The organism is Microlunatus spumicola, assembly GCF_039536445.1.
In the GTDB taxonomy this organism is placed as follows: domain Bacteria; phylum Actinomycetota; class Actinomycetes; order Propionibacteriales; family Propionibacteriaceae; genus Microlunatus; species Microlunatus spumicola.
The window spans coordinates 1,012,133-1,035,923 of the sequence record NZ_BAAAYR010000001.1; the positions used below are offsets into that span (position 1 = coordinate 1,012,133).

21 protein-coding genes are annotated in these 23,791 nt (G+C 74.9%); 10 read left to right on the top strand and 11 right to left on the bottom strand.

All coding sequences use genetic code 11. From position 1 onward, the window contains the following. Positions 1-25: 25 nt before the first annotated feature. The 4 genes from ABD665_RS04610 to ABD665_RS04625 all read right to left on the bottom strand — a co-directional run bounded on the left by ABD665_RS04610 (position 26) and on the right by ABD665_RS04625 (position 5,058). The gene (locus ABD665_RS04610) at positions 26-2,854 is read right to left on the bottom strand and encodes a UPF0182 family membrane protein (protein WP_344741212.1); all 2,829 of its coding nucleotides are present in this window, start codon (positions 2,852-2,854) and stop codon (positions 26-28) included. Positions 2,855-2,943: 89 nt separating this feature from the next. Further along, positions 2,944-3,495 carry a PPA1309 family protein gene (locus ABD665_RS04615; protein WP_344741214.1) on the bottom strand — a complete coding sequence of 184 codons (552 nt, stop codon included), beginning with the start codon at positions 3,493-3,495 and terminating at the stop codon, positions 2,944-2,946. Between the two features lie 52 nt (positions 3,496-3,547). Then, positions 3,548-4,603, bottom strand: coding sequence for a S16 family serine protease (locus ABD665_RS04620; protein ID WP_204912016.1), 1,056 nt, complete (start codon positions 4,601-4,603; stop codon positions 3,548-3,550). Continuing rightward, complete coding sequence (locus ABD665_RS04625; protein WP_204912015.1) at positions 4,600-5,058, bottom strand: molybdenum cofactor biosynthesis protein MoaE; 459 nt, start codon at positions 5,056-5,058, stop codon at positions 4,600-4,602. Before ABD665_RS04625 ends, ABD665_RS04620 begins: the two co-directional genes overlap by 4 nt. A gap of 164 nt (positions 5,059-5,222) precedes the next feature. Here ABD665_RS04625 and ABD665_RS04630 point away from each other — a divergent pair, with 164 nt between their 5' ends. After that, positions 5,223-6,893 carry a zinc-dependent metalloprotease gene (locus ABD665_RS04630; RefSeq protein ID WP_204912014.1) on the top strand — a complete coding sequence of 557 codons (1,671 nt, stop codon included), beginning with the start codon at positions 5,223-5,225 and terminating at the stop codon, positions 6,891-6,893. Here ABD665_RS04630 and ABD665_RS04635 read toward each other — a convergent pair. Further along, the gene (locus ABD665_RS04635; RefSeq protein ID WP_204912013.1) at positions 6,890-7,747 is read right to left on the bottom strand and encodes a LysR substrate-binding domain-containing protein; all 858 of its coding nucleotides are present in this window, start codon (positions 7,745-7,747) and stop codon (positions 6,890-6,892) included. The two genes, ABD665_RS04630 and ABD665_RS04635, sit on opposite strands and share 4 nt — an antisense overlap. Positions 7,748-7,816: 69 nt before the next feature. Between ABD665_RS04635 and ABD665_RS04640 the strand changes: the two genes are divergently transcribed. Continuing rightward, positions 7,817-8,734, top strand: a complete 918-nt coding sequence (locus tag ABD665_RS04640; protein WP_344741217.1) for an EamA family transporter — start codon at positions 7,817-7,819, stop codon at positions 8,732-8,734. 28 nt (positions 8,735-8,762) lie between these two features. Here the strand turns inward: ABD665_RS04640 and ABD665_RS04645 are convergent, their stop codons facing one another. Both ABD665_RS04645 and ABD665_RS04650 read right to left on the bottom strand, forming a co-directional pair. Beyond that, the gene (locus ABD665_RS04645; protein ID WP_204912012.1) at positions 8,763-9,368 is read right to left on the bottom strand and encodes a glycosyltransferase family protein; all 606 of its coding nucleotides are present in this window, start codon (positions 9,366-9,368) and stop codon (positions 8,763-8,765) included. Then, the gene (locus tag ABD665_RS04650; RefSeq protein ID WP_344741220.1) at positions 9,365-9,967 is read right to left on the bottom strand and encodes a M48 metallopeptidase family protein; all 603 of its coding nucleotides are present in this window, start codon (positions 9,965-9,967) and stop codon (positions 9,365-9,367) included. Before ABD665_RS04650 ends, ABD665_RS04645 begins: the two co-directional genes overlap by 4 nt. Positions 9,968-10,468: 501 nt before the next feature. On the opposite strand from ABD665_RS04650, the gene ABD665_RS04655 reads away from it, so the two are divergent. The 3 genes from ABD665_RS04655 (at position 10,469) to ABD665_RS04665 (ending at position 13,153) form a co-directional block, all read left to right on the top strand. Continuing rightward, positions 10,469-10,633, top strand: a complete 165-nt coding sequence (locus ABD665_RS04655; protein ID WP_183338921.1) for a DUF5679 domain-containing protein — start codon at positions 10,469-10,471, stop codon at positions 10,631-10,633. 113 nt (positions 10,634-10,746) lie between these two features. Beyond that, complete coding sequence (locus tag ABD665_RS04660; RefSeq protein ID WP_204912011.1) at positions 10,747-11,721, top strand: TOMM precursor leader peptide-binding protein; 975 nt, start codon at positions 10,747-10,749, stop codon at positions 11,719-11,721. A 31-nt stretch (positions 11,722-11,752) separates the two neighbouring features. Then, positions 11,753-13,153 carry an AarF/UbiB family protein gene (locus ABD665_RS04665; protein ID WP_204912010.1) on the top strand — a complete coding sequence of 467 codons (1,401 nt, stop codon included), beginning with the start codon at positions 11,753-11,755 and terminating at the stop codon, positions 13,151-13,153. Between the two features lie 117 nt (positions 13,154-13,270). Here ABD665_RS04665 and ABD665_RS04670 read toward each other — a convergent pair whose 3' ends face one another. From ABD665_RS04670 to ABD665_RS04685, 4 genes are all read right to left on the bottom strand, one after another. Beyond that, positions 13,271-14,224 carry an excalibur calcium-binding domain-containing protein gene (locus ABD665_RS04670; RefSeq protein WP_204912009.1) on the bottom strand — a complete coding sequence of 318 codons (954 nt, stop codon included), beginning with the start codon at positions 14,222-14,224 and terminating at the stop codon, positions 13,271-13,273. Positions 14,225-14,501: 277 nt separating this feature from the next. Further along, positions 14,502-14,837 (bottom strand): WhiB family transcriptional regulator, encoded by a 336-nt coding sequence (locus tag ABD665_RS04675; RefSeq protein WP_204912008.1) that lies wholly within the window; start codon positions 14,835-14,837, stop codon positions 14,502-14,504. Positions 14,838-14,943: 106 nt separating this feature from the next. After that, positions 14,944-15,240, bottom strand: coding sequence for a hypothetical protein (locus ABD665_RS04680; RefSeq protein WP_204912007.1), 297 nt, complete (start codon positions 15,238-15,240; stop codon positions 14,944-14,946). A gap of 169 nt (positions 15,241-15,409) precedes the next feature. Then, entirely contained in the window at positions 15,410-17,527 is a 2,118-nt protein-coding gene (locus ABD665_RS04685; RefSeq protein WP_344741229.1) for an ATP-dependent DNA helicase UvrD2, read from the bottom strand. A 97-nt stretch (positions 17,528-17,624) separates the two neighbouring features. Between ABD665_RS04685 and ABD665_RS04690 the strand changes: the two genes are divergently transcribed. The 5 genes from ABD665_RS04690 to recC all read left to right on the top strand — a co-directional run bounded on the left by ABD665_RS04690 (position 17,625) and on the right by recC (position 23,790). Then, the gene (locus tag ABD665_RS04690; RefSeq protein WP_204912006.1) at positions 17,625-18,518 is read left to right on the top strand and encodes an LLM class flavin-dependent oxidoreductase; all 894 of its coding nucleotides are present in this window, start codon (positions 17,625-17,627) and stop codon (positions 18,516-18,518) included. Positions 18,519-18,626: 108 nt separating this feature from the next. Next, entirely contained in the window at positions 18,627-19,340 is a 714-nt protein-coding gene (locus ABD665_RS04695) for a DUF6518 family protein (RefSeq protein ID WP_204912005.1), read from the top strand. A gap of 66 nt (positions 19,341-19,406) precedes the next feature. Beyond that, on the top strand, positions 19,407-19,667 hold the full coding sequence (locus ABD665_RS04700) for a mycoredoxin (protein WP_344741231.1): 261 nt from the start codon (positions 19,407-19,409) through the stop codon (positions 19,665-19,667). Next, positions 19,664-20,323, top strand: coding sequence for an HAD hydrolase-like protein (locus ABD665_RS04705; protein ID WP_204912004.1), 660 nt, complete (start codon positions 19,664-19,666; stop codon positions 20,321-20,323). The genes ABD665_RS04700 and ABD665_RS04705 overlap by 4 nt, the downstream gene beginning before the upstream one ends. Before the next feature lie 77 nt (positions 20,324-20,400). Continuing rightward, entirely contained in the window at positions 20,401-23,790 is a 3,390-nt protein-coding gene (recC, locus tag ABD665_RS04710; protein ID WP_204912003.1) for an exodeoxyribonuclease V subunit gamma, read from the top strand. The last annotated feature ends 1 nt before the right edge of the window (position 23,791 follow it).

Consider the following 23,791-nt stretch of genomic DNA (forward strand, 5'->3'; position numbering starts at 1 on the left):
CGTTGCGTCTACGTCTGCTTCAGGGTCAGCGCCCGAGGGCCCGCTGAGCCTTGGTCAGGTCGTCCTGCATCTGGTTGATCTTGTTCTGGTACTCCCCCAGGTTGCCGGCCTTGAGGGCCGTCTGGGCGTCGGCGTACGCGGTCGAGGCGTCGTCGAGCGCGGCCACGGCCGCCTCGTTGTCCGCCTCGCCCGTGGGCGTGGGCGTGGTGCCCTGGCCCTCGTCGGTGTCGACGCCGGCGTTGCCCTTGAAGACCTGGTCCAGCGCCGCCTGCAGCGAGGTGCCGAAGCCCACGGACTGCCCGAAGCGGACCGCGACGAAGCGGAGCACCGGGTAGGAGCCCGTGGCGCCCGGCCGCTGCGCGTAGATCGGCATGGCGTAGAGCAGACCGCCGCCCAGGGGCAGGGTGAGCAGGTTGCCGAACGAGGCCTGCGAGCTGCCCTGCGCGGTGAAGTTCCGCAGCGCGGCGCTCACCGTCTCGTTCGTCGTGATCGCGTTGAACGACTGCCCGGGACCGTCGATCTGGGTCGTGTCCGACATCTGCAGGATGCGGATCTTGCCGTAGTCCGGGCTCGCCGCGTCGGCGTTCACGGCCATGTAGGCGGCGAGGTTCGAGCGGCCGTTGGGCACGTACGCCGTGGTCAGCGAGAAGATCGCGTTCGGGTCGCCCGGCCACTTCACCGACAGGTAGAAGGGCTGCTCGACCGAGTTCGTCGACGCGGCGTTGACCGGGTCGCGCGGGATCTCCCACAGGCTCGACTGCCGGTACCAGGTGCCGGGGTCGGTCTGGTGGTAGCGGGCCAGGATCTGGCGCTGCACCTTGAAGAAGTCCTGCGGGTAGCGCAGGTGCGCGAGCAGGTCGGCCGGGATGGCGCTCTTGGGCTGGATGACGCTGCCGAAGACCTTGCGCCACGTCTGCAGCACCGGGTCGGACTCGTCCCAGGCGTAGAGCTTGACCGTGCCGTCGTAGGCGTCGACCACGGCCTTGACCGAGTTGCGCATGTAGTTGATGTCGTCGCCCGGCTGCGCGACGACCTGGGTGCCCGGCGCCGACGTCTGGCTGTCCGACGTCGTGGCGTTCAGGTTGATGCGCTCGGAGTTGGGGTAGCTGTTCGACGTCGTGTAGCCGTCGACGACCCAGACGATCCGGCCCTGGACGACGGCCGGGTAGGCGTCCCCGTCCACCTTCAGCCACGGAGCGGCCTGCTGCACGCGCTCGCGCGGGGTGCGGTCGTAGATGATCTTCGACGCCGGGTTCACGCGGTCCGACAGCAGGATGTTGATGTCGGCGAACTTCGCGGCGTAGAGCACCTTGTGCCACAGGCTGCCGATCGAGACGCCGCCCTTGCCGGTGTAGGTGTAGTTCGGTCCGCCCGGGGTGTCGAGCTCGACCGGGGCGGCGCCCGGCTCGGCGCCGACGATCGAGTACTCGTCGGGACGGACGCCCTGCAGCTCGCCGAAGTAGATGCGCGGCTCGTGCTCCGCGATCGCGCCCGTGGGCGGGATGCCCTCGGTGATCCACTGCGGCTCGCCGTTGCCCTGCGCGCGGTTGCCGTACGCGGACACGAGGCCGAGGCCGTGGGTGTAGACGGTCTTGAGGTTGTTCCAGTTCTTGCCCTCGACGCCGTCGAGGTTCATCTCGCGCACGGCGACGACGGCGTCGGTCTCCTGGCCGTCGATCGTGTAGCGGTCGACGTCGAGGATCTTCGGGAACTGGTAGTAGCCACGGACCTGCTGCAGCTGCTCGTACGTCGGCGAGACCACGCTCGGGTCGACCAGGCGGATGCCCGGCAGCGCCTCGGCGTCGGAGCGCAGCTGCCCGGCGCTGGCCGTCGTCGTCGCGGAGTAGTCGGTGACCTCGGAGTTCGCCACCCCGTACGCCGCGCGGGTCGCGTCGATGTTCTGCTGGATGTAGGAGCGCTCGCGCAGCTCCTCGCTGGGACGCACCGAGAAGTACTGCACGGCGCCGGGGTAGACGTAGCCGAGCACGATCGCCGACAGGACCAGCAGCACCAGGCCGGCGGTGGGGACGACCCAGCGCTTCAGCACGGCGTTGGCCAGGAAGAGCAGCGCCACGATGCCGGCGGCGATCGCGAGGATCAGCTTGGCGTTCGCGGTCGCGTGGTCGGACGTGTACGAGATGCCGGTGAACAGCTGGGAGGTCTTGGTGACCTCCAGGCCGTACTGGTCGAACCAGTAGCTGACCCCGCGGACGAGCAGCGTCAGGCCGACGAGGACCGACAGGTGCGCCTGGGCGGGCGTCGTGCCGCCGCGGCGCGGTCCGCTGAACCGCACGGCCCCCATCACGTAGTGCATGACCGCGGCGGCGATGACGCTGACCGTCAGCGCGGTGAACGCGAAGGACAGGACGAAGCGCCACCACGGGTAGGAGAAGACGAAGAACGAGACGTCGAGGCCGTACTGCGGGTCGGTGACGCCGAAGGGGGTGCGCTTGCTCCAGGCGAGGAAGGTCAGCGTCTGCCCGCTGGCCGCGGCGCCGGCGAACAGCCCGACCACCACGCCGATGCCGATCATCACCCAGATGAAGCGCGTCTCGACGATCTCGCGGTAACGCTCCAGCAGCGGGCTGGTCGGCCCCTGCGGCCGGAACCGCGGGCGCAGCCGGTAGGCCAGGGCGGCGTTGGCGGCGACGAGGCCGGCCATCACCAGCCCGAAGACGAGGAACAGGCTGACGCGGGTCAGCAGCACCGTGCTGAAGACGGAGCCGAAGTCGAACGAGCGGTACCAGAGCCGCGCGGTCCAGACGTTCGTGAAGAGGGCGAACGCGACCAGGAGGACAGCCACGATGACCAACGTGGGCAGGATGGCGCCCCGACGTCGACCTGCTGCCCGCACGCTACTCAACCGTTCATCTCCTCATCGCCACGTGCACCGTCTGGGACCACCACGTGCCGGGAGCTGTCGAAGCGCGCGACCCGTACGGGTCAGCCAAGGGTATGCGCCAAGGCTGTGGCCAGCCCCGGCACGAGGTCGGTGCCGGCCAGGAGCTCCTCCGGCTGCGTCCGGAGCCGGGCCACGCCGTGCTGCGCGCCGCTGCGGTCGACGCCCACGACGACCCGGATCTCCTCGGCGGACGGGTGCCCGGCCACCAGGGCCGCGGCCTCGGCCGGGTCCTCCGGCAGCTCGACCTCGACCGACGACGGCAGGAAGGTACGTACCGTCGCGACCGCCGCGCCGAAGACCTCGTCGGGCCACTCGATCTGCGCGAGGTCGGACAGCAGGTCGTCCGACGGGGCGAACGTGTCCTGCTCGATCGCGGTCAGCGCGCCCGGCGAGGCGCCGTCGGCCGTCGTCCGCAGCTGCAGCGCCCGGGCCAGCTCGGGCTCGGCCGCCGCGAGCGCGTCGGTCTCCACGAGCGCGAACAGGCGCGCCGGGGCGTCCCAGCCGCCCTCGGCCACGTGGTGCTCCAGCTCGACGAGGGCGGCCAGCAGCGCCTCGCGGCGGTCCTGCTCCCCCACCGTCACGGTCTCGCTCACGGCACCAGCCTCTTCTCGTCCAGCGGGTCCGGCACGGCGGCCGGCGGGTGGTTCAGCACGTGGGCACCTGCGCCGCGGCCCCGGACGCGCCGAGCGCGCGGACCGAGCTGATGGCGTCGCCGAGGGCGGTCACCTTGACCAGCCGCATCGAGGTGCGGACGCCGGCGAGGTCGCCGCAGTTCGGGGCCGGCACGAGGAACGTGGTGGCCCCCGTCTCCTCGGCCCCCGCGATCTTCTCCTGGATCCCGCCGATGCCGCCCACGGTGCCCTCGGGGTCGATGGTCCCGGTGCCCGCGACGTGCTGGCCGGCGAAGAGGTCGCCCGGGGTCGTCTTGTCGAAGATGGCCAGCGCGAAGACCAGGCCCGCGCTCGGGCCGCCGATCTTCTGGCCGAGGTCGTAGGAGATCCGGGCCTTGTAGGAGTAGCCGCTGCCGATGGTGATGCCGATCTGCACGCCGGCGCCGGAGGCCTGCTCGGCCGGCACCACGCGCACGTCGGTCCGCACCTTGTCCCGCAGCACCACGAAGTCGAGCGGCTCGTTGGCCCGCGCCCGCCGGACCGCCGCCTGGACCTCCTCGATCGTCGGCGTCGCGGTGCCACCGACGGACACGATCAGGTCCCCCGCCCGCAGCCGCTTCTGCGCCGGGCTCCCGACGGTGACCGAGGCGACCGCCGGCAGCTGCTCGACGCGCTGGCCGGCGGCGCGGAGGGCCGCGACGACGGCGTCGTCCTGCGCGTCGACCATCATCTCGGCGTCGTCGTTCTCCACGTCCTGCACCGACTTGCCCGGCGGGTAGATCGCCTCGCGCGGCAGCGCGTCGTGCTCGGGGCGCCAGTAGGCGACCAGCGCCTGCGGCAGGCTCAGCCGGGAGTCGGCGGTCGTCGTCGAGACGACAGTCATGTCCAGCTCGCCGGTCGTCGGGTAGGTCTGCGCGTCGGCGATCGAGATGATCGGCTCCGCGCCCTCGCCGAGCACCTCGCGGGCCTGGCCCGGCGACCACGTCACGTACGGCACCGGCAGCACCGCCACGAGCACCGACAGGGCGACGAACGCGGCCGCGGCCGCGAAGGCCGTCACGGTCTGCCGGGTGATCGAGCTCCGCCTCACGCGTCGGGCCCGTCGCCCAGGCCGACCCACTCCGACGTGCCGTCGGTGAGGGCCTGCTCCTTCCAGATCGGCACCTGCTCCTTGAGCGTGTCGATCAGGTGGCGGCAGGCCTCCAGGGCCGGCTGCCGGTGCACGGCCCCGACTGCGACGACCACGGCCAGGTCACCGACCTCGAGGTGACCCGTGCGGTGGGACACGGCGATCGCCAGGACGTCGTACGCCGCCGCCGTCCGCTCGGCGCAGGTGGCGAGCGCCGCGGCCGCGGTCGGGTGGGCGGTGTAGTCGAGGCTGGTCACGGCGTCCCCGTGGTCGTGGTCGCGGACGACCCCGACGAACAGGGCGACGCCGCCGACGCGCGGGTCACGGACGCGGGCGAGGAGCCGGTCGACGCTGAGGGGCTCCGCGCTGGTGCTCGCCTCGCGCACCACGGAGCCGGCGGGCACGGGCTCGGGCATGGGTCGACCTTAGCCGTCGGGGCTGCGCCCACGTCGCTTCCGGCGCCGGGCTACGCCCACAGCGATCGCACGACCGTCGCCCGGGGTCGGCGGCGGCCTCTCCGCGTACCGTGGAGGGCACGGCAGCGCGGCCGGACCGCGGCCAGGCGACCCCAGGAGACCCCATGACCCAGGACCGGGACGAGCGTCCGGACGACGAGCAGGGCGAGCCCCCGGCGACCCAGCCGGGAGCCGGCGGATCCGGTCAGGGCACGGGCTCCGGCTCGGGCTCGGGCTCGGGATCCGGCTCGGGCGGCTACCGGCTCGGCGGCTCGGGTTCCGGGTCGGTCGGTCCGGGCGGCGGTTCCGGGGGCTTCGGCTCCGGCGGCTTCGGTTCCGGGGGCTCCGGCTCGGGCGGTGCCGGCTTCGGCGGGCTCGGCGGCGGCGCGGCCCCCTCGGGCGGCGGAGACCCGTCCAACCCGCTGGAGGCGCTGTTCGCCTCCCTCGCCAGCGGCGACACCAACGCCCTGGCCGCCCAGCTGCAGAGCGCGTTCGCGATGCTCGGCGGTGCGGGGGGCGGCATGTTCGGCGCCGGGTCCGACTCGGCCTCGGGCGTGAACTGGGAGGTCACCAAGGACACCGCGCGCAAGAGCGCCGCGGCCCTCGGTCCCGACCCGACCCCCTCGACCGCGCAGGTGCGCGCGGTCACCGACGCGGTCGAGATCGCCGAGGTCTGGCTCGACGCGGCCACGGACTTCCCCCGCGTCTCCGGACGTCCCACGGCCTGGAGCCGCGCGGAGTGGATCGAGCGCACGATGCCCACCTGGCGCCGCCTCGTGGAGCCGGTGGCGAGCCACATCGCCGACGCGATGGCGGGCGCCCTCACGACCGAGGGCGACGACCAGTCCCAGATCCCGGGCATGGCCGGCATGGCGGAGATGCTGCGGCCGATGCTGCGCAGCTCCGGCGCGAGCATGTTCGGCCTGCAGCTCGGCCAGGGCCTCGGTCAGCTCTCCGGCGAGGTCGTCAGCACGACCGACATCGGGCTCCCGCTCACCGACGACCCCCAGGTCGCGCTGCTGCCCACGAACGTCGCCGCCTTCGGCGAGGGCCTGGAGCAGTCCGCGACGGACGTCACCCTCTACCTCACGCTGCGCGAGTGCGCGCGGCAGCGGCTGTTCTCCTCCGCCTCCTGGCTGCGCTCGCAGCTGCTGGTGCTGGTCGAGCAGTACGCCGCCGGCATCACCATCGACACCTCCGCGCTCGAGGAGGCCGTGTCCGGCATGGACCCGTCCAACCTCGAGGAGATCGGCGCCAAGCTCGAGGGCGGGCTCTTCGAGCCGCAGAAGACCCCCGAGCAGCTGGCCACGCTGCAGCGCCTCGAGACCATGCTCGCGCTCGTCGAGGGGTGGGTCGACGACGTCGTCACCGAGGCGACCGCGAGGTGGATGCCGGCCGCGGTGCCGCTCGCGGAGACCGTCCGGCGTCGCCGGGCCACCGGCGGACCGGCCGAGGCGACGTTCGCGACCCTCGTCGGCCTGGAGCTGCGCCCGCGCCGCCTGCGCGACGCGGCGAACCTCTGGGCCGCCGTGCGCGACGCCCGTGGGGCCGAGGGCCGCGACGCGGTCTGGAGCCACCCCGACCTCGTGCCGACCTCCGCGGACCTCGACGACCCGCTGGGCTTCGCCCGGGCGGGCAGCGCGACGCAGGAGAGCGGCGACGAGGACTTCGACGCGGCGCTGGCCGAGCTGCTCGACGAGGCCGACCGCCCCGGACCGGAGTCCGGTGGGCCCGGAGAGCCGGAGCCCCAGGACCCGGGCACGGACGGCGAGCCCGGCTCCGGCCCCTCCCGCTAGGACGTGGCGTACGCCTCCCGGACGGCGCTGACCACCGAGTCGACGTCGGCCGGGGGGTCCTCGCGCCACCAGGCCAGGGCGACGGTGACCGGCGGCGCGTCCCGGACCCGCCGGTAGACGACACCGGGCCGCTGGTGCTGGCGCGTGGTAGCCGCCGACGTCATGCCGACGGCCTGGTCGGCGACCACGTGGTTGAGCAGGTCCTCGACGCCGTGGACCTCCCGGTAGGCGCGGGGCGCCGCGCCGGCGGGCCACAGGTGCTCCCCCGTCGTGCCAGTCCGCGGGTCCACGCCGAGGGTGCGGCCGACGAAGTCGGCGAGCGTCACCGAGCGCCGCCGCGCCAGCGGGTCCGTGCTCGGCAGGACGGCGTAGCGCTCCTCGCTGCCGACCTCGCGCACCACGAAGCGCGGGTCCGCGAGCGGTCGCCGCAGCACGGCGACGTCGGCCAGGCCCTCCGCGAGGCCGGCGGTCGGGGTGTTCGAGCCCACGAAGACGAGCTCGCGACCGGGGTGCGCGGCCGCCCAGCGACGCTGGACGGGCGCGGTGTGCTCGCCGAGGGCGGACCAGGCGTAGCCCACCCGCAGCTCGGCGTCGGTGTGCGCGGCGACCCGTTCGAGCGCGGCGACGGCGTCGAGCGCCTGACGTGCGTGCTCGAGGACCCGGGCGCCGACGGCCGTGGTCGCGACGTGCCGGGTGGTGCGCTTCAGGACGCGGGTGCCGAGAGTGACCTCGAGCGCGGCGACGGCCCGGGACACCGACGCCTGGGACGTGCCCAGCGCGATGGCCGCGTCGGTGAACGTGCCCTCGTCGACCACGGCGACCAGCGCGCGCAGCTGCCGCAGGTCGATCGCCATGCGAGAAGCGTATAGATCGGCGGCGCACTGCATTTCCCGTCCCCGCGGTGACCCTCGGAGACTCCAGGGGTGACCTCGCTCGAGCCCGAGCTGATCGTGCCGCCCACGCCCGCCGGGAACGGCTCCGGCCTCCTGCGCGGGACCCTGACCATGACCGGCAGCGCCGCGTCCGCCCAGCTGGGCGCCGCCGTCGGCACCCTCGCGTACGCCTCCGTCGGCGTCCCCGGCGTCGTCGCCGTCCGCCAGCTCGTGGCCGCAGCCGTGCTGCTGCCGATCGCGCGACCGCCCTTCCGCCGCTTCACCTGGGCGCAGTGGTGGCCGACGCTGCTGCTCGCGCTGGTCTTCGCGACCATGAACCTCAGCCTCTACACCGCGTTCAGCCGGATCGACCTCGGCCTGGCCGCCACGCTCGAGTTCCTCGGGCCGCTGGCCGTCGCGCTGGTCGGCTCGCGGACGGCCACCGACCTGGTCTGCGCCGTCGTGGCCGGGGTCGGCGTCTACGTCCTGGTGCTGCCCGGCCCCGCGACCGACTGGCTGGGCGTGGGCCTGGCGCTGCTCGCCGCGGCGTGCTGGGCCGCCTACATCGTCCTCAACCGGATGGTCGGGCGGCGGCTGCCCGGCCTGCAGGCGACCGCGGCAGCCACCACGCTCTCCGCGCTCGGCTACCTGCCCGTCGTCATCCTGCTCGCGCTGCACGGCAGGCTCGTCGGCTTCCCCCTGCTGTGCTGCGTGGCCGTCGGGCTGCTCTGCTCCGCGATCCCGTACGCGGCCGACCTGATCTCGCTGCGGAGGGTCTCCACGCGCTTCTTCGGGGTGTTCATGAGCATCAACCCGGCCCTCGCCGCGGTCGTCGGGCTGGTCGTGCTGGGGCAGGTGCTCGCGCTGCACGCCTGGACCGGCATCGGCCTGGTCGTCCTCGCGAACGTCGTGGCCCTGGTCGTGGCCGGGACGAGCACCCGGCGCGCACGCACCGTGGTCACGGCCTGACGGCGACCCTTCTCACCCCGGTCGCCGGTCACCGGCCGGACAGCAGGGCGCGGGTCTCCTCCCAGCCCTCGAGGGCCGGGTCGAGCCGGTGCACCGCGGTCGCGCCGCGCAGGCGGTGCCAGTCCGGCGTCGACTCCACCACGGCGTCCGCCGGGGCCGCCGCCCGGAGGGCCGCCCGCGGGTCGACGTCCAGGTCGAGGTCGGCGAGCGGGAGCCAGGCGGCGACGGGCAGCCGGAACCCGAGCGCGACGCAGCCGGGCCCGCCCCGCTCGGGAGCGACCGCGACGTCGGCCCGGTGCAGCACCTTGAGCTGCTTGGCCAGCACCAGCCCGGGCAGGTCGGGCGCGTCGGCCGGCACGAGCACGACCTCGTCGGCCAGCTCGGCGCACGCTGCGAGCAGGTCGTCCAGGCCCGTGTCGTCCAGGCGCACCGCACCGGGCCAGAGGAGCTCGTCCAGCGACGCCGGACCGACCAGGCCGGACCGCGCCCCCTCCAGGTCGGCGGTCACCTCGTAGGTGTCGGCGAGACAGGCGCGGGCGAAGGCGTCCGCGTCCACGCCGGGCGGCGCCGCGCCCGTCGCGTCGTACCGGGCGAGCACGAGCACCAGACGACGACGCCCCTCGGCCCCGCTCACCGGTCCGGCCCCTCGTCGTCGCCCTCGTCGTCGTCCAGGTCGGGAGCGACCTCGAGCCGCGCGGCGTCGGCGTAGCCATCGAGGTAGCCGCGCGCCCGCTCCGCGTCCGGGTAGGCCCCGACGAGCGCGTGGAAGCGCGGCGTGTGGTTGGCCTCGACGAGGTGCACGAGCTCGTGCAGCAGGACGTAGTCGCGCACGTACGCGGGCATCGGCCGCAGGCGGTCGGACAGCCGGATGGTCCCGTCGGCCGGGGTGCAGGAGCCCCAGCGGCGCCGCTGGTTGCCGACCCACGTCACCCGGGCCGGGACAGGCGCCTTCCCGCCGACCTGCGGCGCCAGGTAGCGACGGCCCAGCTCACGGGCCCGGGCCACGAGCGCGTCGTCGCCCGTCGGTGCCTGGTCGCGGGCCTCCCGGGCGAGCAGCCGGGCGACCAGCGCGTCGACGTGGCGACGCTCGTCGGCGCGCGACATCGAGGCGGGCACCAGGACCACGACGGTCTGCCCCTCCCGGTACGCGGTCACCGTGCGCTTGCGGCGCCGGCTGCGCCGCACCTCGACCACGGGGGCCGGGGTACCCGTCGGGCCCGCTGCGTCGCTCACCGCCCCATCTTCGCCCGCGCCCGGTCGGACGGCGCCGGTCTCGGCTGGCGAGAAAGGGCGGGGACGAGGGACGCCGGACCACTGCGCGCAGTGGTTTCCACAGGTGAACAACCGGCCAACGGCCGGGGACACCCCGGTGCCGGAGCACCGTCCACCCTGAAGCCACACGTCGTCCACATGGTTGTCCACAGGCAGTGGACAGCGCGCGGGGTCGGGGGTTTGACGGGTCCGTCGGGGCGGGCCTAGCGTTCGTCGCCACGAGGCCCTCGTCTCGTCCGGGTGGCTCGCAGGGGAAGGCGGGCAGGCCCTGGGCGGCGGGGGCCTCGTGCTGCCCGGGCCGCCGTCGCACCGGCTCCGACCCGTGCGGGAGCGGGGCACGGCGTGGCGTCACGGGCCTTCCACCCGGCCCTGCCGCTACGCTGACCGGGTCCGCCCAGGCTGGCCCCAGGCTCAGCCGGGCAACGATGACGAGAGTCGTCCACCGTCGAACGAGGAGAAGACATGGCCGAGACCGAGACGTACAGCGGCGAGTTCTACTGCGTGAAGTGCAAGGAGAAGCGCGAGGCCACGGGCGACGTCCACGTGAACGACAAGGGCACCCGCATGGCCAAGGCGAAGTGCCCCGTGTGCGGCACCAACCTCAACCGGATCCTCGGCAAGGCCTGATCCGACCCCGACGTCCGCCGCGCCCCTCGGGCCGGCGGACGTCGTCGTTCCCGGCCCGGGACGGCCCTGTGGACGGTCGTCCCCGACGCCCGCACGGACCGCAGACTGGGCGGATGGACGGCAGCGGAGAGCCCGGGCTCCGCCTGGTCCCGCACGCCGTGCTCCTGCGCCGCAGCGCCACCGAGCTGCAGGTCGGCGTCGAGCCCTCCGTCGTGGTCCCCGAGAACTTCCGCCCCCTCGTCCGGGCGCTCGCCGCGGGCGTCGCCCCCGAGCGGCTGGAGCTGACCGCCCGGCAGCACGACCTCCCCCGCCGTTCCGTGCCCGACCTCGTCGGTGCCCTGGCCGCCGCCGGTCTCCTCCGGTCCCCGTCCCCCGCCCCTGTCGGCGCCGTCCGCCTGGTCGGCGCCGGTCCGCTCGGCGCGCAGACCGCGTACGCGCTGGTCGCGGCGGGGTTCCGCACCCTCTACCTCGCCGACCTCCCGGGACGCGTCGAGCCCCCGGCCGCTCCCGTGCGGGGCCGCGCCTGCCGGCGCCGGACCGACCCCGACCGGCTGGACCTGCTCGCCGCAGGCCTCGAGGGCGCCGCGCCCGACGTCCGGGTGCGCCGGAGCCGCCACTTCGTCCACCCCGAGGGCGACGCCGTCGCGCTCACCGTGGTGGCGGCGGACGGGCCCGAGCCCGACCGGCTGGTGACCGACGTGCTGCGGGAGGCGGGCGCCCCGCACCTGCTGCTGCGCAGCAGCGGCGACGAGGCCGTGGTCGGTCCCCTCGTCGTGCCCGGCACGACCTCCTGCGTCCGCTGCGCCGACCTGGCCCGGCGCGACGCCGACGCCCGCTGGCCCTGGCTGCTCGAGCAGCTCGTCCGGCTGCCGGTGCAGCCCGCGCCGACCCTGCTCGCCTGGGCCACGGTCACCGCCGTCGTGCAGACGCTCGCGTACGTGGGCGGGAGCGCCGCCGAGACGCTCGGGCACACGCTCGAGCTCGGGACCGACCGGCACACGCTGCGCCTCCGCCCGTGGGCCGTGCACCCGGAGTGCCCCTGCCGCGACGGGGGCGCTCCCGCGGCCGCCGGGCCCGGCCCCGCCTGACGGGTTGGTGGCACCGACCAGAATGGGACCCATGCCCGACGACTCCTCCGCGGTGCCCGAGCGCGCACGCGGGACGCGTCGCCCCCGGCCCGACCGGGACGACCCCCAGGCCGACGGCAAGCGCCACCAGAGCGACGACCGGATCGCGCGCGGCGGTTTCCGCCGCAGCGCCCGGCTCGCCTCGCTGCCCCTCGGCTTCGCCGGACGCTCGGCCCTCGGGCTGGGTCGCCGGCTCGGCGGCGCACCCGCCGAGCAGGTGAGCGAGCAGCTCCAGCAGAAGGCGGCGGAGCAGCTGTTCAAGGTGCTGGGCGAGCTCAAGGGCGGGGCGATGAAGTTCGGGCAGGCGCTGAGCCTCTTCGAGGCCGTGCTCCCCGACGACGTCGCCGGTCCCTACCGCCAGCAGCTCGCGCGCCTGCAGGACTCCGCGCCGCCGATGCCGACGTCGCGCGTGCACGCCGTGCTGGCCCGCGAGCTGGGGCCGCGCTGGCGCGACAGCTTCTCCTCCTTCTCCGCGCAGCCCGCTGCCGCCGCGTCCATCGGCCAGGTGCACCGCGCCGTCTGGGCCGACGGCCGGCAGGTGGCGGTCAAGGTGCAGTACCCGGGCGCCGACGAGGCATTGCGCTCCGACCTGCGCCAGATCGGCCGGATGTCCAAGGTCATCTCGCCCCTCGCCGGCGGCATGGACATCCAGCCGCTCGTCGACGAGCTGACCGAGCGCGTCAGCGAAGAGCTCGACTACACGCTCGAGGCCGCGGCCCAGGCCCAGGCGGCCGCGGGCTTCGCCGGCGACCCCGAGTTCGTCGTGCCCGGCGTCCTCGCGTCGACGCAGCGGGTGATGGTCTCGGAGTGGGTCGAGGGGCGCTCGCTGAACACCGCCTTCGAGCTCTCCCAGGAGGAGCGCAACCGGATGGGGCTGGCGTACGTCCGGTTCCTGTTCGCCGCGCCCGCCCGGGTCGGGCTGCTGCACGCCGACCCGCACCCCGGCAACTTCAAGATGCTGCCGGACGGCCGGCTCGGGATCATCGACTTCGGGCTGGTGGCGCGCTTCCCCGACGGCCTGCCGCCCGCGATGGGCCGGATCCTCCGCGTCGCGGAGAACGGCGACGCGGCCCGCACCGCAGAGCAGCTGCGGACCGAGGGCTTCATCGTGAGCGACGTCGACGCGCAGGACGTCCTCGACTACCTCGCCCCGTTCGTCGAGCCCGCGGCGGTGCCCGAGTTCGAGTTCACCCGCGACTGGATGCGCGAGCAGTTCGTCCGCGTCCGCGACGTCCGCGCCAACAACGGCGTGGCCATGAAGATCAACCTGCCGCCCGAGTACCTGCTGATCCACCGGGTCTGGCTCGGCGGCCTCGCCGTCCTCGCCCAGCTGAACGCCCGGGCCCCGTTCAACGCCGTCCTGCGCGAGCTCCTGCCCGGCTACGAGGACTAGAGGAGACGAGCGGAGCTCGGGCGCCGCTGGAGCGCGTGGCCTCCATCAGCTCCGCCCGTCCGCTCCCGCGCGCCCGAGCCCCCGCGCCCCCGAGACCGTGCCCTGACCAGGACCGGCTCAGACCTCGCAGGCGATGTCGTCCTTGTCCGCATCGAGCTTCTTGTTCATCCCGTACGCCTTGGAGTCCCGGGTGAACGTGACGACCTCACTGCCCTCGTCCTCGGCACCGGGCTTGCCCACGCCGTGCGGGTAGACCGCGACCAGGGCCGTGCAGTCGGCGAACTTCCGGGGCTTGACCGGGTGCTTCGGCTTCACCACGACGTGGTCGCCGGCGGAGACGCCCGCAGCGGTCGTCGCGTCTGCGGCGCGGCTGAACCGGAAGGTGCCCGAGGTGGTCGCCTTCACCGAGGTCGAGAGCTTGCCCGAACGGCTGCTGCGCACGGTCCTGACGGCGCTGAACGCGCCGGTGCCGTCCGGCGCGAACTCCAGGACCGCGTCCGCCCTGAGCCGCTTGCCGTCCCGCTTGAGGGTGCCCTTGACGGTGATCTTCTTGCCCTCCTTGACCGACCCCGGCGACGCGTGGACGGTCAGCGTGACGGGAGCCACGGACGAGACCGGCGGGGCCAGGTCGGTCCGCACGACGGTCACCGCCTGCTCCAGCCCGTCGCCGGCCCCGAAGGAGGCCGTGAGGAAGGCCGGCCCCGCGAGCACCTCGGCGACGGTGGCGGTCAGCGGGACCACGACCGACGCCGAGTCGTCATCGTCGTCGTCGCAGGTGACCGGGACCTGCCCCTGGGCGATCGGGGTGGCGTCGTCCTCCGACGGCTGCAGGCTCACCTCGAGCGTGCCGGCGGTCCTCCGGTCGTCCGCATCGGGGCTCTCGCAGCGGTACCGGACGGTGACCGAGCCGGAGGTCGCGGAGCCGAAGGCCACGTCGCCCACGAGGGTGAGGGCCTGATGGTCGTCGTCGGAACCGTGGCCGCCGGCGAACGCGGTGACCGGGGTCAGCGTGGCGACGCCCAGGCAGGCCGTGGCGACCAGGGCCGGCAGGACACGGAAGGGGGTGCGCATGGGGGTGCTCCTTCTTTCGGGGAGCACAGAAAGTCTCACGTCCACGCCGCGGCCGCAGGCGATTCGTGTGAGTCGGGTGCCCGCGGGCCTACAGGCAGAGGTTCGAGCGCCGGAGGCCCGGAACGCGTGAGGGCGGCGGACCTCGGTCCGCCGCCCTCAGCTGATGCCCCGACTCACTCGTCCTCCGGCGACAGGGCGGCCCCGAGCCAGAGGCGTACGACGTGGAAGAGCCGTACGCCCAGGCTCAGGCCGGAGTCCTCGCCCGGCAGCCCGGTGCTCACGCCGCCACCTCGCCCCTGCGGGCGGGCACGGCGGGAGCGACCGGCTCCACCGGGTTCTTGCGGGGCCGGCCGCGCGGCCGCTTGCGGGCGACCACGACACCGGCGATGAACAGCTCCCCACCCCAGACGCCCCAGGGCTCCCGACGGTCGAGCGCCCCGGCGAGGCACTCGGTCCGGATCGGGCAGTCGACGCAGAGCGCCTTCGCCGTCTCCACGTCGGCGGGCGACTCGGCGAAGAACAGCTCCGGGTCGTTTCTCCGGCAGGGCAGCTCGGCGAGCGCCACGCCGGCGGGCGAGGTGACGAGCGCCGAGAGTCCTCCTGCGAAGCTCATGTCGGCCTTCCTTGCTTGCGGAGCGGCTGCTCCGGCGGGCCGAGAAACACGAAGGCCGTGAGTCCCGGTGTTCTGGGAGTCACGGCCTGGAGGCTGTCGGCGCTGGTTAGGCCGGCGGTCTGGAGGTCGATGGTCCCGAACGGGTCGAGAAGTGGTGCTTGGTGACGTACGCGGCGCCGGCGAAGGCGGTGCGCCCGTCCTGGTTCCCCTGCTTGGCGGCGGTCTCGATGCCCCGCGCCGTGGAGCCGTTCATGTCACGCCACGTCATCTGGGCGACGGACATCGCGAAGCGGTTCCGGAGGCGGGGCTGGGCGTCATCCGCGTGCAGGCGCGCACCAGCGACGGGGGCGCACGGACGCGGCGACGCGACGAGCGCGGCCGGGATGTCGATGAGGCTGGACATCAGGCGTTCCCCCTTCCTGGGGTGCGGGCGGTGTTCCTGCGTGATCCCGGAAGGCGCGTCGTGGCGTCTCTCGAGGTCGAGATTCACAGTAGAGGGCGGCCGCCGAGAGCCGCAACGGAATTAACGGGCGAGTTCCGCGGAACTTTCCCGGTGGTCTCGCCAGGCCGGTTCAGGAGGCCGCGTCGACCCGTTCCGCGGCGGCGGCCAGGACGGACAGGACCGCCTCGCCGTACTTGTCGACCTTGACCTTGCCGAGCCCCTGGATCTTGAACAGGTCGAGGTCGCTGCGCGGCCGCGCCTCGGCGATCGCGACGAGCGTGGCGTCGGTGAACACGCAGTAGGCGGGCAGGCTCTCCGACGCCGCCTCCTGGCGGCGCCACTCGCGCAGCAGGTCCAGCGTCCCCTCGTCGAACGTCGCCGGGCAGTCGTGGTGGCGGCCGAGCTTGCGCTCCGCGGCGTCGTTCAGCCCGCGGCCGCAGGAGCGGCAGTGCACCGACAGCACCACGCCGCGGCCCCGCGCCTTGCGGGCGGCCGAGCTCGACCCGACGCCGCTGCCGGCCGTCCGCTGCGAGGCGGGCAGCACCGGGTCGAGGAACCGGGACGGCTTGCGCACGTTGCCCCCGCCGTTGCGGGTGCGCGACCAGGACACGCGCAGCAGGCTCATCGCCCGGGTCATGCCGACGTAGAGCAGGCGTCGCTCCTCGGCGACCTGCTCGGGGGTGGTCGCGAGGACGAAGGGCAGCGAGCCCTCGTGCACGCCGAGCAGCGCGACGCCCTGCCACTCCAGCCCCTTGGCCGAGTGCAGCGTCGAGACGGTCACGCCCTGCGCGACCGGGACGTGCTGGGCCTCGGCCCGCCGGTCGAGCTCGGCCGACACCTCGGCGAGCGTCAACGGCACGCCCTGCACCGTCCGTGCGGCGGCGAGGTCCTCGGCCACGCTGAGCAGCGCCGCGAGCGACTCCCAGCGCTCCCGCACGGCACCCGCGCCCTCGGGCGGACGCTCGGTCCAGCCGAGCGCGCCGAGCAGCGCCTTGAACTGGTCGAGGGCGGAACCGCCCTCCGACTCGGCGGCCCGCAGCTGGGTCCGCAGGGTCACCAGCGTCTGGCGCACCTCGGGCCGCTCGTAGAAGCGCTCGCCGCTGCGGACGAGGTACGGGATGCCGCGGTCGGCCAGCGCCTGCTCCAGCGGGGGCGACTGGGCGTTGATCCGGTAGAGCACGGCCAGGTCGCGGTAGTCGACCCCGGCCGCGTGCTGCGCCTCGACCCAGTCGGCGACGCCGGACGCCTCGGACGCCTCGTCGGCGGCCTCGGCGAAGCTCACCTGCGGGCCGTCCGGGCGCTGGGCCACGAGCTTGAGCGACGACGCCCCGGCCACCGCCATGACGGCGTTGGCACAGCCGACGACCTGCGGGGTCGAGCGGTAGTCGCGGACCAGCTTGACCACGCTCGCGCCCGGGAAGCGGCGTGCGAAGCCGGTCAGGAAGGTCGGCTGGGCGCCGGCGAAGGAGTGGATGGTCTGGGCCGGGTCGCCGACGACGCAGATCTCCTGGCTGTCACCGCGCCACAGCGTCAGCAGCGCCTCCTGCAGCGGGCTGACGTCCTGGTACTCGTCGACGACGAGGTGGCGGTAGGTGCGCCGGACCTGCTCCGCGACGTCCGGGTGGTCGGAGATGAGGGCCGCCGTGCAGAGCAGGATGTCCTCGAAGTCGATCCGGCCGCGGTCGCGCTTGGCCTCCTCGTAGCCGGTGAAGATCCGCGCGACCGTCTCCGGGTCGATCGTCGCGACGCTGCGGTTGTGCTGCTGCGCCAGCCGCGCGTAGTCCTCGGGCCGGACGTTGCTGACCTTGGCCCAGCCGATCTCGGAGACGAGGTCGCGCAGCCGGGCGGTGTCGACGCGGACCCGGAGCCGGCCGGCGGACTCCGCCACGAGCGACATGCGGTTGTCGAGGACCGACGGGACCTCGCTGCCGTACGCGCGCGGCCAGAAGTACTGCAGCTGGCGCAGCGCCGCGGAGTGGAAGGTGCGCGCCTGGACGCCGTGCGCGCCGAGCTGCTGGAGCCGGCCGCGCAGCTCCCCCGCGGCCCGGGTGGTGAAGGTGACGGCCAGCACGGAGGTCGGGCGGTAGACCCCGGTGGCGACGCCGTACGCGATCCGGTGCGTGATGGCGCGGGTCTTGCCCGTCCCCGCGCCGGCGATGACGGCGACGGGTCCCCGCAGGGTCGTCGCGACCTCGCGCTGCTCGGGATCGAGCCCGGCGAGCAGCTCCTCGGGGTCCGTTCCAGCCACGACGGACACGGTAGCCGCCGCCACCGACAGGACCCGTCCACGCGCCGCTAGCCTGCTCCGGGCCGCGGGAGGATCCCGGGCCGCGGAGGGAGGCGCCGTGCGCGTCGGGATCACGCTGCTGCCGGAGCTCCCCTGGGCGGTCGACCGGGAGCGCTGGCGGGCCGTGGAGGCGTACGGCTACGACCACGCGTGGACCTTCGACCACCTCGCCTGGCGCTCGCTCGCCGACTCCCCCTGGTTCGCCACGGTGCCCACCCTGACCGCGGCGGCACTGTCGACGACCACGCTCCGGATCGGCACCTGGGTGGCCACGCCGAACTTCCGCCACCCGGTCCCCTTCGCCAAGGAGCTGATGACGCTCGACCACCTCTCGGACGGGCGGCTGAACGTCGGGCTCGGGGCCGGGACGGACGGGTTCGACGCGACGATGCTCGGCGAACAGGTGTTGAGCCCCGGACGCCGGCACGCGCGGTTCGTCGAGTTCGTCGAGGTGCTGGACCGGGTGCTGTCCGAGCCGCGTACGAGCTGGTCGGGCGACTGGTACACCGTCGACGCCGCCCGGACGGTCCCGGGCTGCGTCCAGCGGCCGCACCCGCCGTTCGTCCTGGCGGCCAACGGGCCGAAGGGCATGCGGCTGGCCCTCGACCGCGGGGCCGCCTGGGTCACGACCACGGGCGCCGCGCCGGACGCGGGCGCCGAGGACTGGTGGGCGGCCGCCGCGGACAAGGCCGGCCGGTTCGCGGAGCTGGTCGAGGAACGGTCCGCGGCCGGTTCTCCCCCGCCCGGCGGCTTCGCCCGCTACCTCAACCTCGAGGCGCGCACCGCGGGGTTCGGCTCGGCCGAGGAGGTCGTGGACGCTGTGGGCCGAGCGGCGGAGCTGGGGTTCACCGACGTGGTCCTGGCCTGGCCCCGCCCCGACGGCCCGATGGCCGGCGACCCGGCGCTGGTCGAGGCCGTCGCCGCCCGACTGCCCGAGCTGCACGCGCTCTAGCCGGCACGCCCTAGAGCCAGCGCCTGCGACCGTGGTCCGACGACCCCGACCCCGACCGAGACCGCGGGGCGATGCGGCGCCGGGGTGCTGCGCCCGAGGCTGAGGCACGTGCAGACCCTCCCGGCCCGGACGTCGACCCCGACCACGACCGCGACCCTCGAGCGACCGGCTCGCCGGCGCCCGCGCCCGCGCTGGACGTCGGTGCTGGTGCCCGTGGTCGTCGGCCTGGCGCTCGGGCCGCTCGACCTCCTGCTCCAGCACGTCCTGCCCTACCCCTTCGCCAACCTCGCGAACTCGCCGTCGGTCTGGGCCCTCGTCGCCTTCGCGGTCGGCTGGTCCGACCGCATCCGCGGGCGCTGGTGGCCCGCGGTCGCGGGGACGCTGACCCTGCTCCTCGCGGTCGAGGGCTACTACGCGACGGCCGTCCTCGCGCTGGGCGACGACGTGTCGACGATGACGAACCGGGCCGCCCTGGTCTGGCTGGGCCTCGCGGTGCTCGCCGGGGTCGGGTTCGGCACCGCGGGCGCCTGGGCCCGGTCCTCCCACCGGTGGCGCGGGCCGCTCGGCACGGCCGCCCCGGTCGCGGTGCTCCTCGCCGAGGCGTGGCTCGGGCTCACGCGGCTGTCGGGCGCCGGGGACGACGCCGCCTACCGCCACGACCTGGCGCAGACGGCGGTCGTGCTGCTGGTGCTGGCCGCGGTCGTCGCCGTCCTGGCCGGTCGTTCGGCGCGCCAGCGGGTGCTCGGGGCGGTGGCCGCGCTCGCGCTCGCCCTGGTGGGCGCCCTGGCGATCAGCACCCTCGTCGTGCAGGGCCTGCTCTGACCGGTCCGGACGAGCGCCGGAGGCAGGCCCGGAATAGGGGCCGCGACGCCGGGCGTTGACGCCGACGTGAGCACGCTGAACGCACCGACCGCCGACCGTCCCACGATCTTCACCACCACGTGGTGCGGGTACTGCAAGCGCCTGAAGTCGCAGCTCGACCGGGCCGGCGTGGCGTACGACGAGGTGAACATCGAAGAGGTCCCGGACGGCGCCGCGCTCGTCCAGAAGGCCAACGGCGGCAACGAGACCGTCCCCACCGTCTGGTTCGCGGACGGCTCGACCCTGACCAACCCCTCCGCGCGGCAGGTCCAGGACAAGCTGGCGTGAGCCGGCTGCCGGCCTGGTCCGGCGTCCGGGCGCTCGTCCTCGACGTCGACGGCACCGTCCTTGACTCCGCGGACGGGATCGTCGCCGGGTTCCGGCACGCGCTGACCGCGGTGGGCGTCGTGCCCCCGTCCGACGCGACCCTCGCCTCCGACCTCGGGCCGCCGCTCGTGACGCTGCTGCCCGCGCTCGGCGTACCCGCGGGCCGGCTGACCGAGGCGATCGAGGCCTACCGGACCTTCTACTTCCGCGAGGGCCTGCACCAGGCGACCCCGTACGCGGACGTCGTCGAGGTGCTGGACACCCTGGCGGCTCACCTGCCACTCGGGACCGCGACCGCCAAGCGCACGGACGTCGCGCAGGCGATCCTCGACGCGCACGGGCTGACGCGCTTCTTCACCGTGGTGAACGGGCTGGCCGACGATCACCCGAGCAAGGCCGAGACCCTCGTCCAGACGCTCGAGCTCCTCGGCGGCGTGCACCCCACCGAGGCCGTGATGATCGGGGACCGGCGCTCCGACATCGCGGCCGGGCAGGCCGTCGGCACCCGCACCGTCGGGGTGCTGTGGGGCTACGGCAGCCGCGCCGAGCTCGAGGCGGCGGGGGCAGACGTGCTGCTGGAGCACCCCCGCCAGCTGCTGGAACTGTTCACAGGCTGAGGTCCCGGCGGGACCCGTCGTCCCGTCCTGTGCACGAACCCGTTCTTGTCGGTGGGCCGCCCTAAGGTGGCGGAGCCATGAGCCTCCACCTGCACCGCGCCGAACGCGCCGACGTCCTCGTCGACGCCCTCGGCGAGGTGCTGGCCGCACCGCTGGACGACCCGTTCGCCAGCGAGGTCGTGTGCGTCCCCACGCCCGGCGTCGAGCGGTGGATCGCCCAACGGCTCGCGCACCGGCTCGGGACCGGGACCGGCGACGACGGCATCTGCGCCGGCGTCGACTTCCCCTCGCCCCGCCGCCTCGTGCAGACCGCGCTCGGCGACGCGCACGGCGACGACCCGTGGGCACCCTCCCGGGCCGTCTGGCCGCTCCTCGCCGTGCTCGAGGAGGCGGTCGACGAGCCCTGGGGCCGGGTGCTGGCCGGCTACCTGGGCGGTCCGGACGTCGGCGACGGACGCGACGGCGCCGACCCGCGACGTTCGCGGCGCTGGAGCACGGCCCGCCGCATCGCGGGCCTGTTCGCGCGCTACGCGGCGGACCGGCCGACCATGCTGGCCGCCTGGGCGGCCGGGGACGCCACGGGCCCGGACGGGTCGCCGCTGCCGGACGACCGCGCCTGGCAGCCGGAGCTCTGGCGCCGCCTCCGCGGACGCATCGGCGGCCCCGACCCGGTGGAGCGCCTGCGTCTGGGGGTCGACCGCCTGCGGCACGAGGACCTCTCGCCGGACGCCGCCGACGCGCTGCCGCCCCGGCTGTCGGTCTTCGGCGCCACCCACCTGGACCCGCGGCACCTGCAGGTCCTCGTCGCCCTCGCCGTCCGGCGCGACGTCCACCTCTGGCTCCCCCACGCGTCCCCCGCCGCCTGGGACGCCGTCGCCGCCGTGCCGCTCGCGGCCGGTGCGCGCCTGCCGCTGCGCGCCGACGATCCCGTGGACGACGTGGTCGCCCATCCCCTGCTCGCCTACCTCGGGCGTGACAGCCGCGAGCTGCAGGTCCGGCTGCGCCTGGCCGCGGAGGCCGCCGGGGTCGCGGTGCTGGACACCCACCACGCGCCGGGGCCCACGACGACGGCGCCGACCACGCTGCTGCACCGGCTGCAGGCCGACCTGGCGACCGACCGCGTGCCCACAAGCGAGCACCTGCTCGCCGAGGCCGACACGAGCGTGCAGCTGCACGCCTGCGCCGGCCCGCACCGGCAGGTCGAGGTGCTCCGGGAGGTCCTCGTCGGCCTCCTCGCGGACGACCCCACGCTCGAGCCGCGCGACGTCGTCGTGATGTGCCCGGACGTGGAGACCTACGCCCCGCTCGTCGCCGCCGCGTTCGGGCTCGACCCGGACGCCGCCACGGAGCCGGGCGGCGCCCGCGCCGAGCACCCCGGCCACCGGCTGCGGGTGCGGCTGGCGGACCGCTCGCTGCGCCAGCTCAACCCGGTGCTGGCCGTCGTCGCCGGCCTCCTCGACCTCGCCGACGGTCGGCTCACCCGCTCCGAGCTCCTCGACCTGGCGGCCGCCCCGCCGGTCGCGACCCGCTTCCGCTTCGGCGACGACGACCTCGAGCGGCTGCACGAGCTGGTGGCCCAGACCGGCGTGCGCTGGGGCCTCGACGCACCGCACCGGGCGGCGTACGGGATGGAGGGGTTCGGGCAGAACACCTGGTCCGCCGGCCTCGACCGGCTGCTGCTCGGGGTGGCGCTGGACGAGAGCGAGGGGCGGTTCATCGGCACGGTGCTGCCGCTCGACGACGTCGCCTCCGACGACGTCGACCTGGTGGGCCGGCTCGCCGAGCTGCTCGCGCGGGTTCGTGGGCTCGTGGACGCCTGCGCCGACCCGAAGAGCCTGCCGGACTGGCTCGCCGTCTGCCGCGAGGCCGTCGAGCTGCTCACCGACGTCCGTCCGGCCGACCGTTGGCAGCACGCCCACGCGTACGCCGAGCTGGCCCGCCTCGAGGACCGTGCCGGACCGGCCGCGCGCACCAGCCTGCTGTCGCTGGTCGAGCTGCGGGCGCTGCTGGCCGACGCGTTCCGGGGTCGGGCGAGCCGGGCGAACTTCCGCACCGGCACCCTCACCGTCGCGACGCTGCTGCCGATGCGCGCCGTCCCGCACCGGGTGGTCTGCCTGCTCGGCCTCGACGACGGCGTCTTCCCACGCCGGGTCGTGCCCGACGGCGACGACCTGACCGCGGACGACCCGCGCGTCGGCGACCCGGACCCCCGCGGCGAGGACCGCCAGCTGTTGCTGGACGCCCTCACCTCCGCGACGTCCACCCTGGTCGTCCTCTACACCGGCACCGACCCCCGCAACGGCGACGAGCTCCGGCCGGCGGTCCCGGTCGACGCGCTGCTGGACACGCTCGACCGGACCGTCGCGACCGCCCCGGGCGAGCCGTCGGCCCGGCAGCGTCTGACCACCCGGCACCCGCTGCAGCCGTACGGCCCGGCGGAGCTCCAGCCCCGCCCGGACGACCGCGCGCCGTTCAGCTTCGACCGCGCCGCGCTCCGGGCGGCGCGGGCGGAGCGCGACCCGCAGGGGCCGGCGCCGCAGCCGTACGGGGCCCTCGTCCTCGACCCGCTGCCGGCGCGGCGGGACGTGGAGCTCGGCGACCTCTACCGCTTCTTCCACCACCCCGTCCGGGCGCTGCTGCGCGCGCGGGCGCAGCTCTTCGACGAGCGCGAGGAGCGCGTCGACGAGCAGATCCCGGTCGAGCTCGACGGGCTCCAGCGCTGGGCGGTCGGCGACCGCATGCTGGCCGCGCACCTCGCGGGCGCCCCGCTCGAGGTGGTCGAGGCCGCCGAGTGGCGCCGCGGCGAGGTCCCGCCGCGCGCGCTGGGCCAGCGCCTGGTCAGCAGGCTGTCCGAGGACGTGGCGTCCGTCGCCGGCTCCGCGTCGTCCTGGCTCGGCACGCCCGCCGAGCGCGTGGACCTCGTCGTCGACCTCGCCGACGTCCGGGTCAGCGGCAGCGTGGCCGGCGTGCGTGGCGACGCCGCCGTACGGGTCCTCTTCTCCAAGCCCTCGGCCAAGCACCGCCTGCAGGCCTGGGTCGAGCTGCTCGCCCTCACGCTCGCGCGTCCCGAGCGGTCCTGGCGCGCGGTCGTCATCGGCCGGAACGGCGCCTTCGAGCTGGGACCCGTCCCCGTGGACTTCGCGCGGGCGGTGCTCGCCGACCTCGTCGCGGTCCAGGGCGCCGGGCTGGCTGCCGTGCTCCCGTTCGGTCCCGAGACCTCCTGGGCGTACGCGGTCCACCGCCACCGCGGCACGGACTGGCAGCAGGGCTTCGCTGTGGGCGACGCGTGGAAGAAGGACCGCGACCCCCTGTGGGAGCGGGTCCTCGGTCCGGCGCCGGAGCTCGAGGCGCTGATGGAGCTCGAGGCCGCGGTCGCGGGTGACCGTCCGGTGCCGGGCGAGACGACGGCGTTCGGGACGCTGGCCCGCCGGGTCTACCAGCCGCTGCTGAACGCGGGCGGTGGCTGAC

Bases quoted from the DNA above. Each gene is read 5' to 3' on its own strand.
- ABD665_RS04660 (WP_204912011.1), top strand. From the start codon at position 10,747: ATGGACGGCAGCGGAGAGCCCGGGCTCCGCCTGGTCCCGCACGCCGTG.
- ABD665_RS04680 (WP_204912007.1), bottom strand. From the start codon at position 15,240: ATGTCCAGCCTCATCGACATCCCGGCCGCGCTCGTCGCGTCGCCGCGT.
- ABD665_RS04665 (WP_204912010.1), top strand. From the start codon at position 11,753: ATGCCCGACGACTCCTCCGCGGTGCCCGAGCGCGCACGCGGGACGCGT.
- ABD665_RS04655 (WP_183338921.1), top strand. From the start codon at position 10,469: ATGGCCGAGACCGAGACGTACAGCGGCGAGTTCTACTGCGTGAAGTGC.
- ABD665_RS04635 (WP_204912013.1), bottom strand. From the start codon at position 7,747: ATGGCGATCGACCTGCGGCAGCTGCGCGCGCTGGTCGCCGTGGTCGAC.
- ABD665_RS04630 (WP_204912014.1), top strand. From the start codon at position 5,223: ATGACCCAGGACCGGGACGAGCGTCCGGACGACGAGCAGGGCGAGCCC.
- ABD665_RS04675 (WP_204912008.1), bottom strand. From the start codon at position 14,837: ATGAGCTTCGCAGGAGGACTCTCGGCGCTCGTCACCTCGCCCGCCGGC.
- recC (WP_204912003.1), top strand. From the start codon at position 20,401: ATGAGCCTCCACCTGCACCGCGCCGAACGCGCCGACGTCCTCGTCGAC.
- ABD665_RS04625 (WP_204912015.1), bottom strand. From the start codon at position 5,058: ATGCCCGAGCCCGTGCCCGCCGGCTCCGTGGTGCGCGAGGCGAGCACC.
- ABD665_RS04670 (WP_204912009.1), bottom strand. From the start codon at position 14,224: ATGCGCACCCCCTTCCGTGTCCTGCCGGCCCTGGTCGCCACGGCCTGC.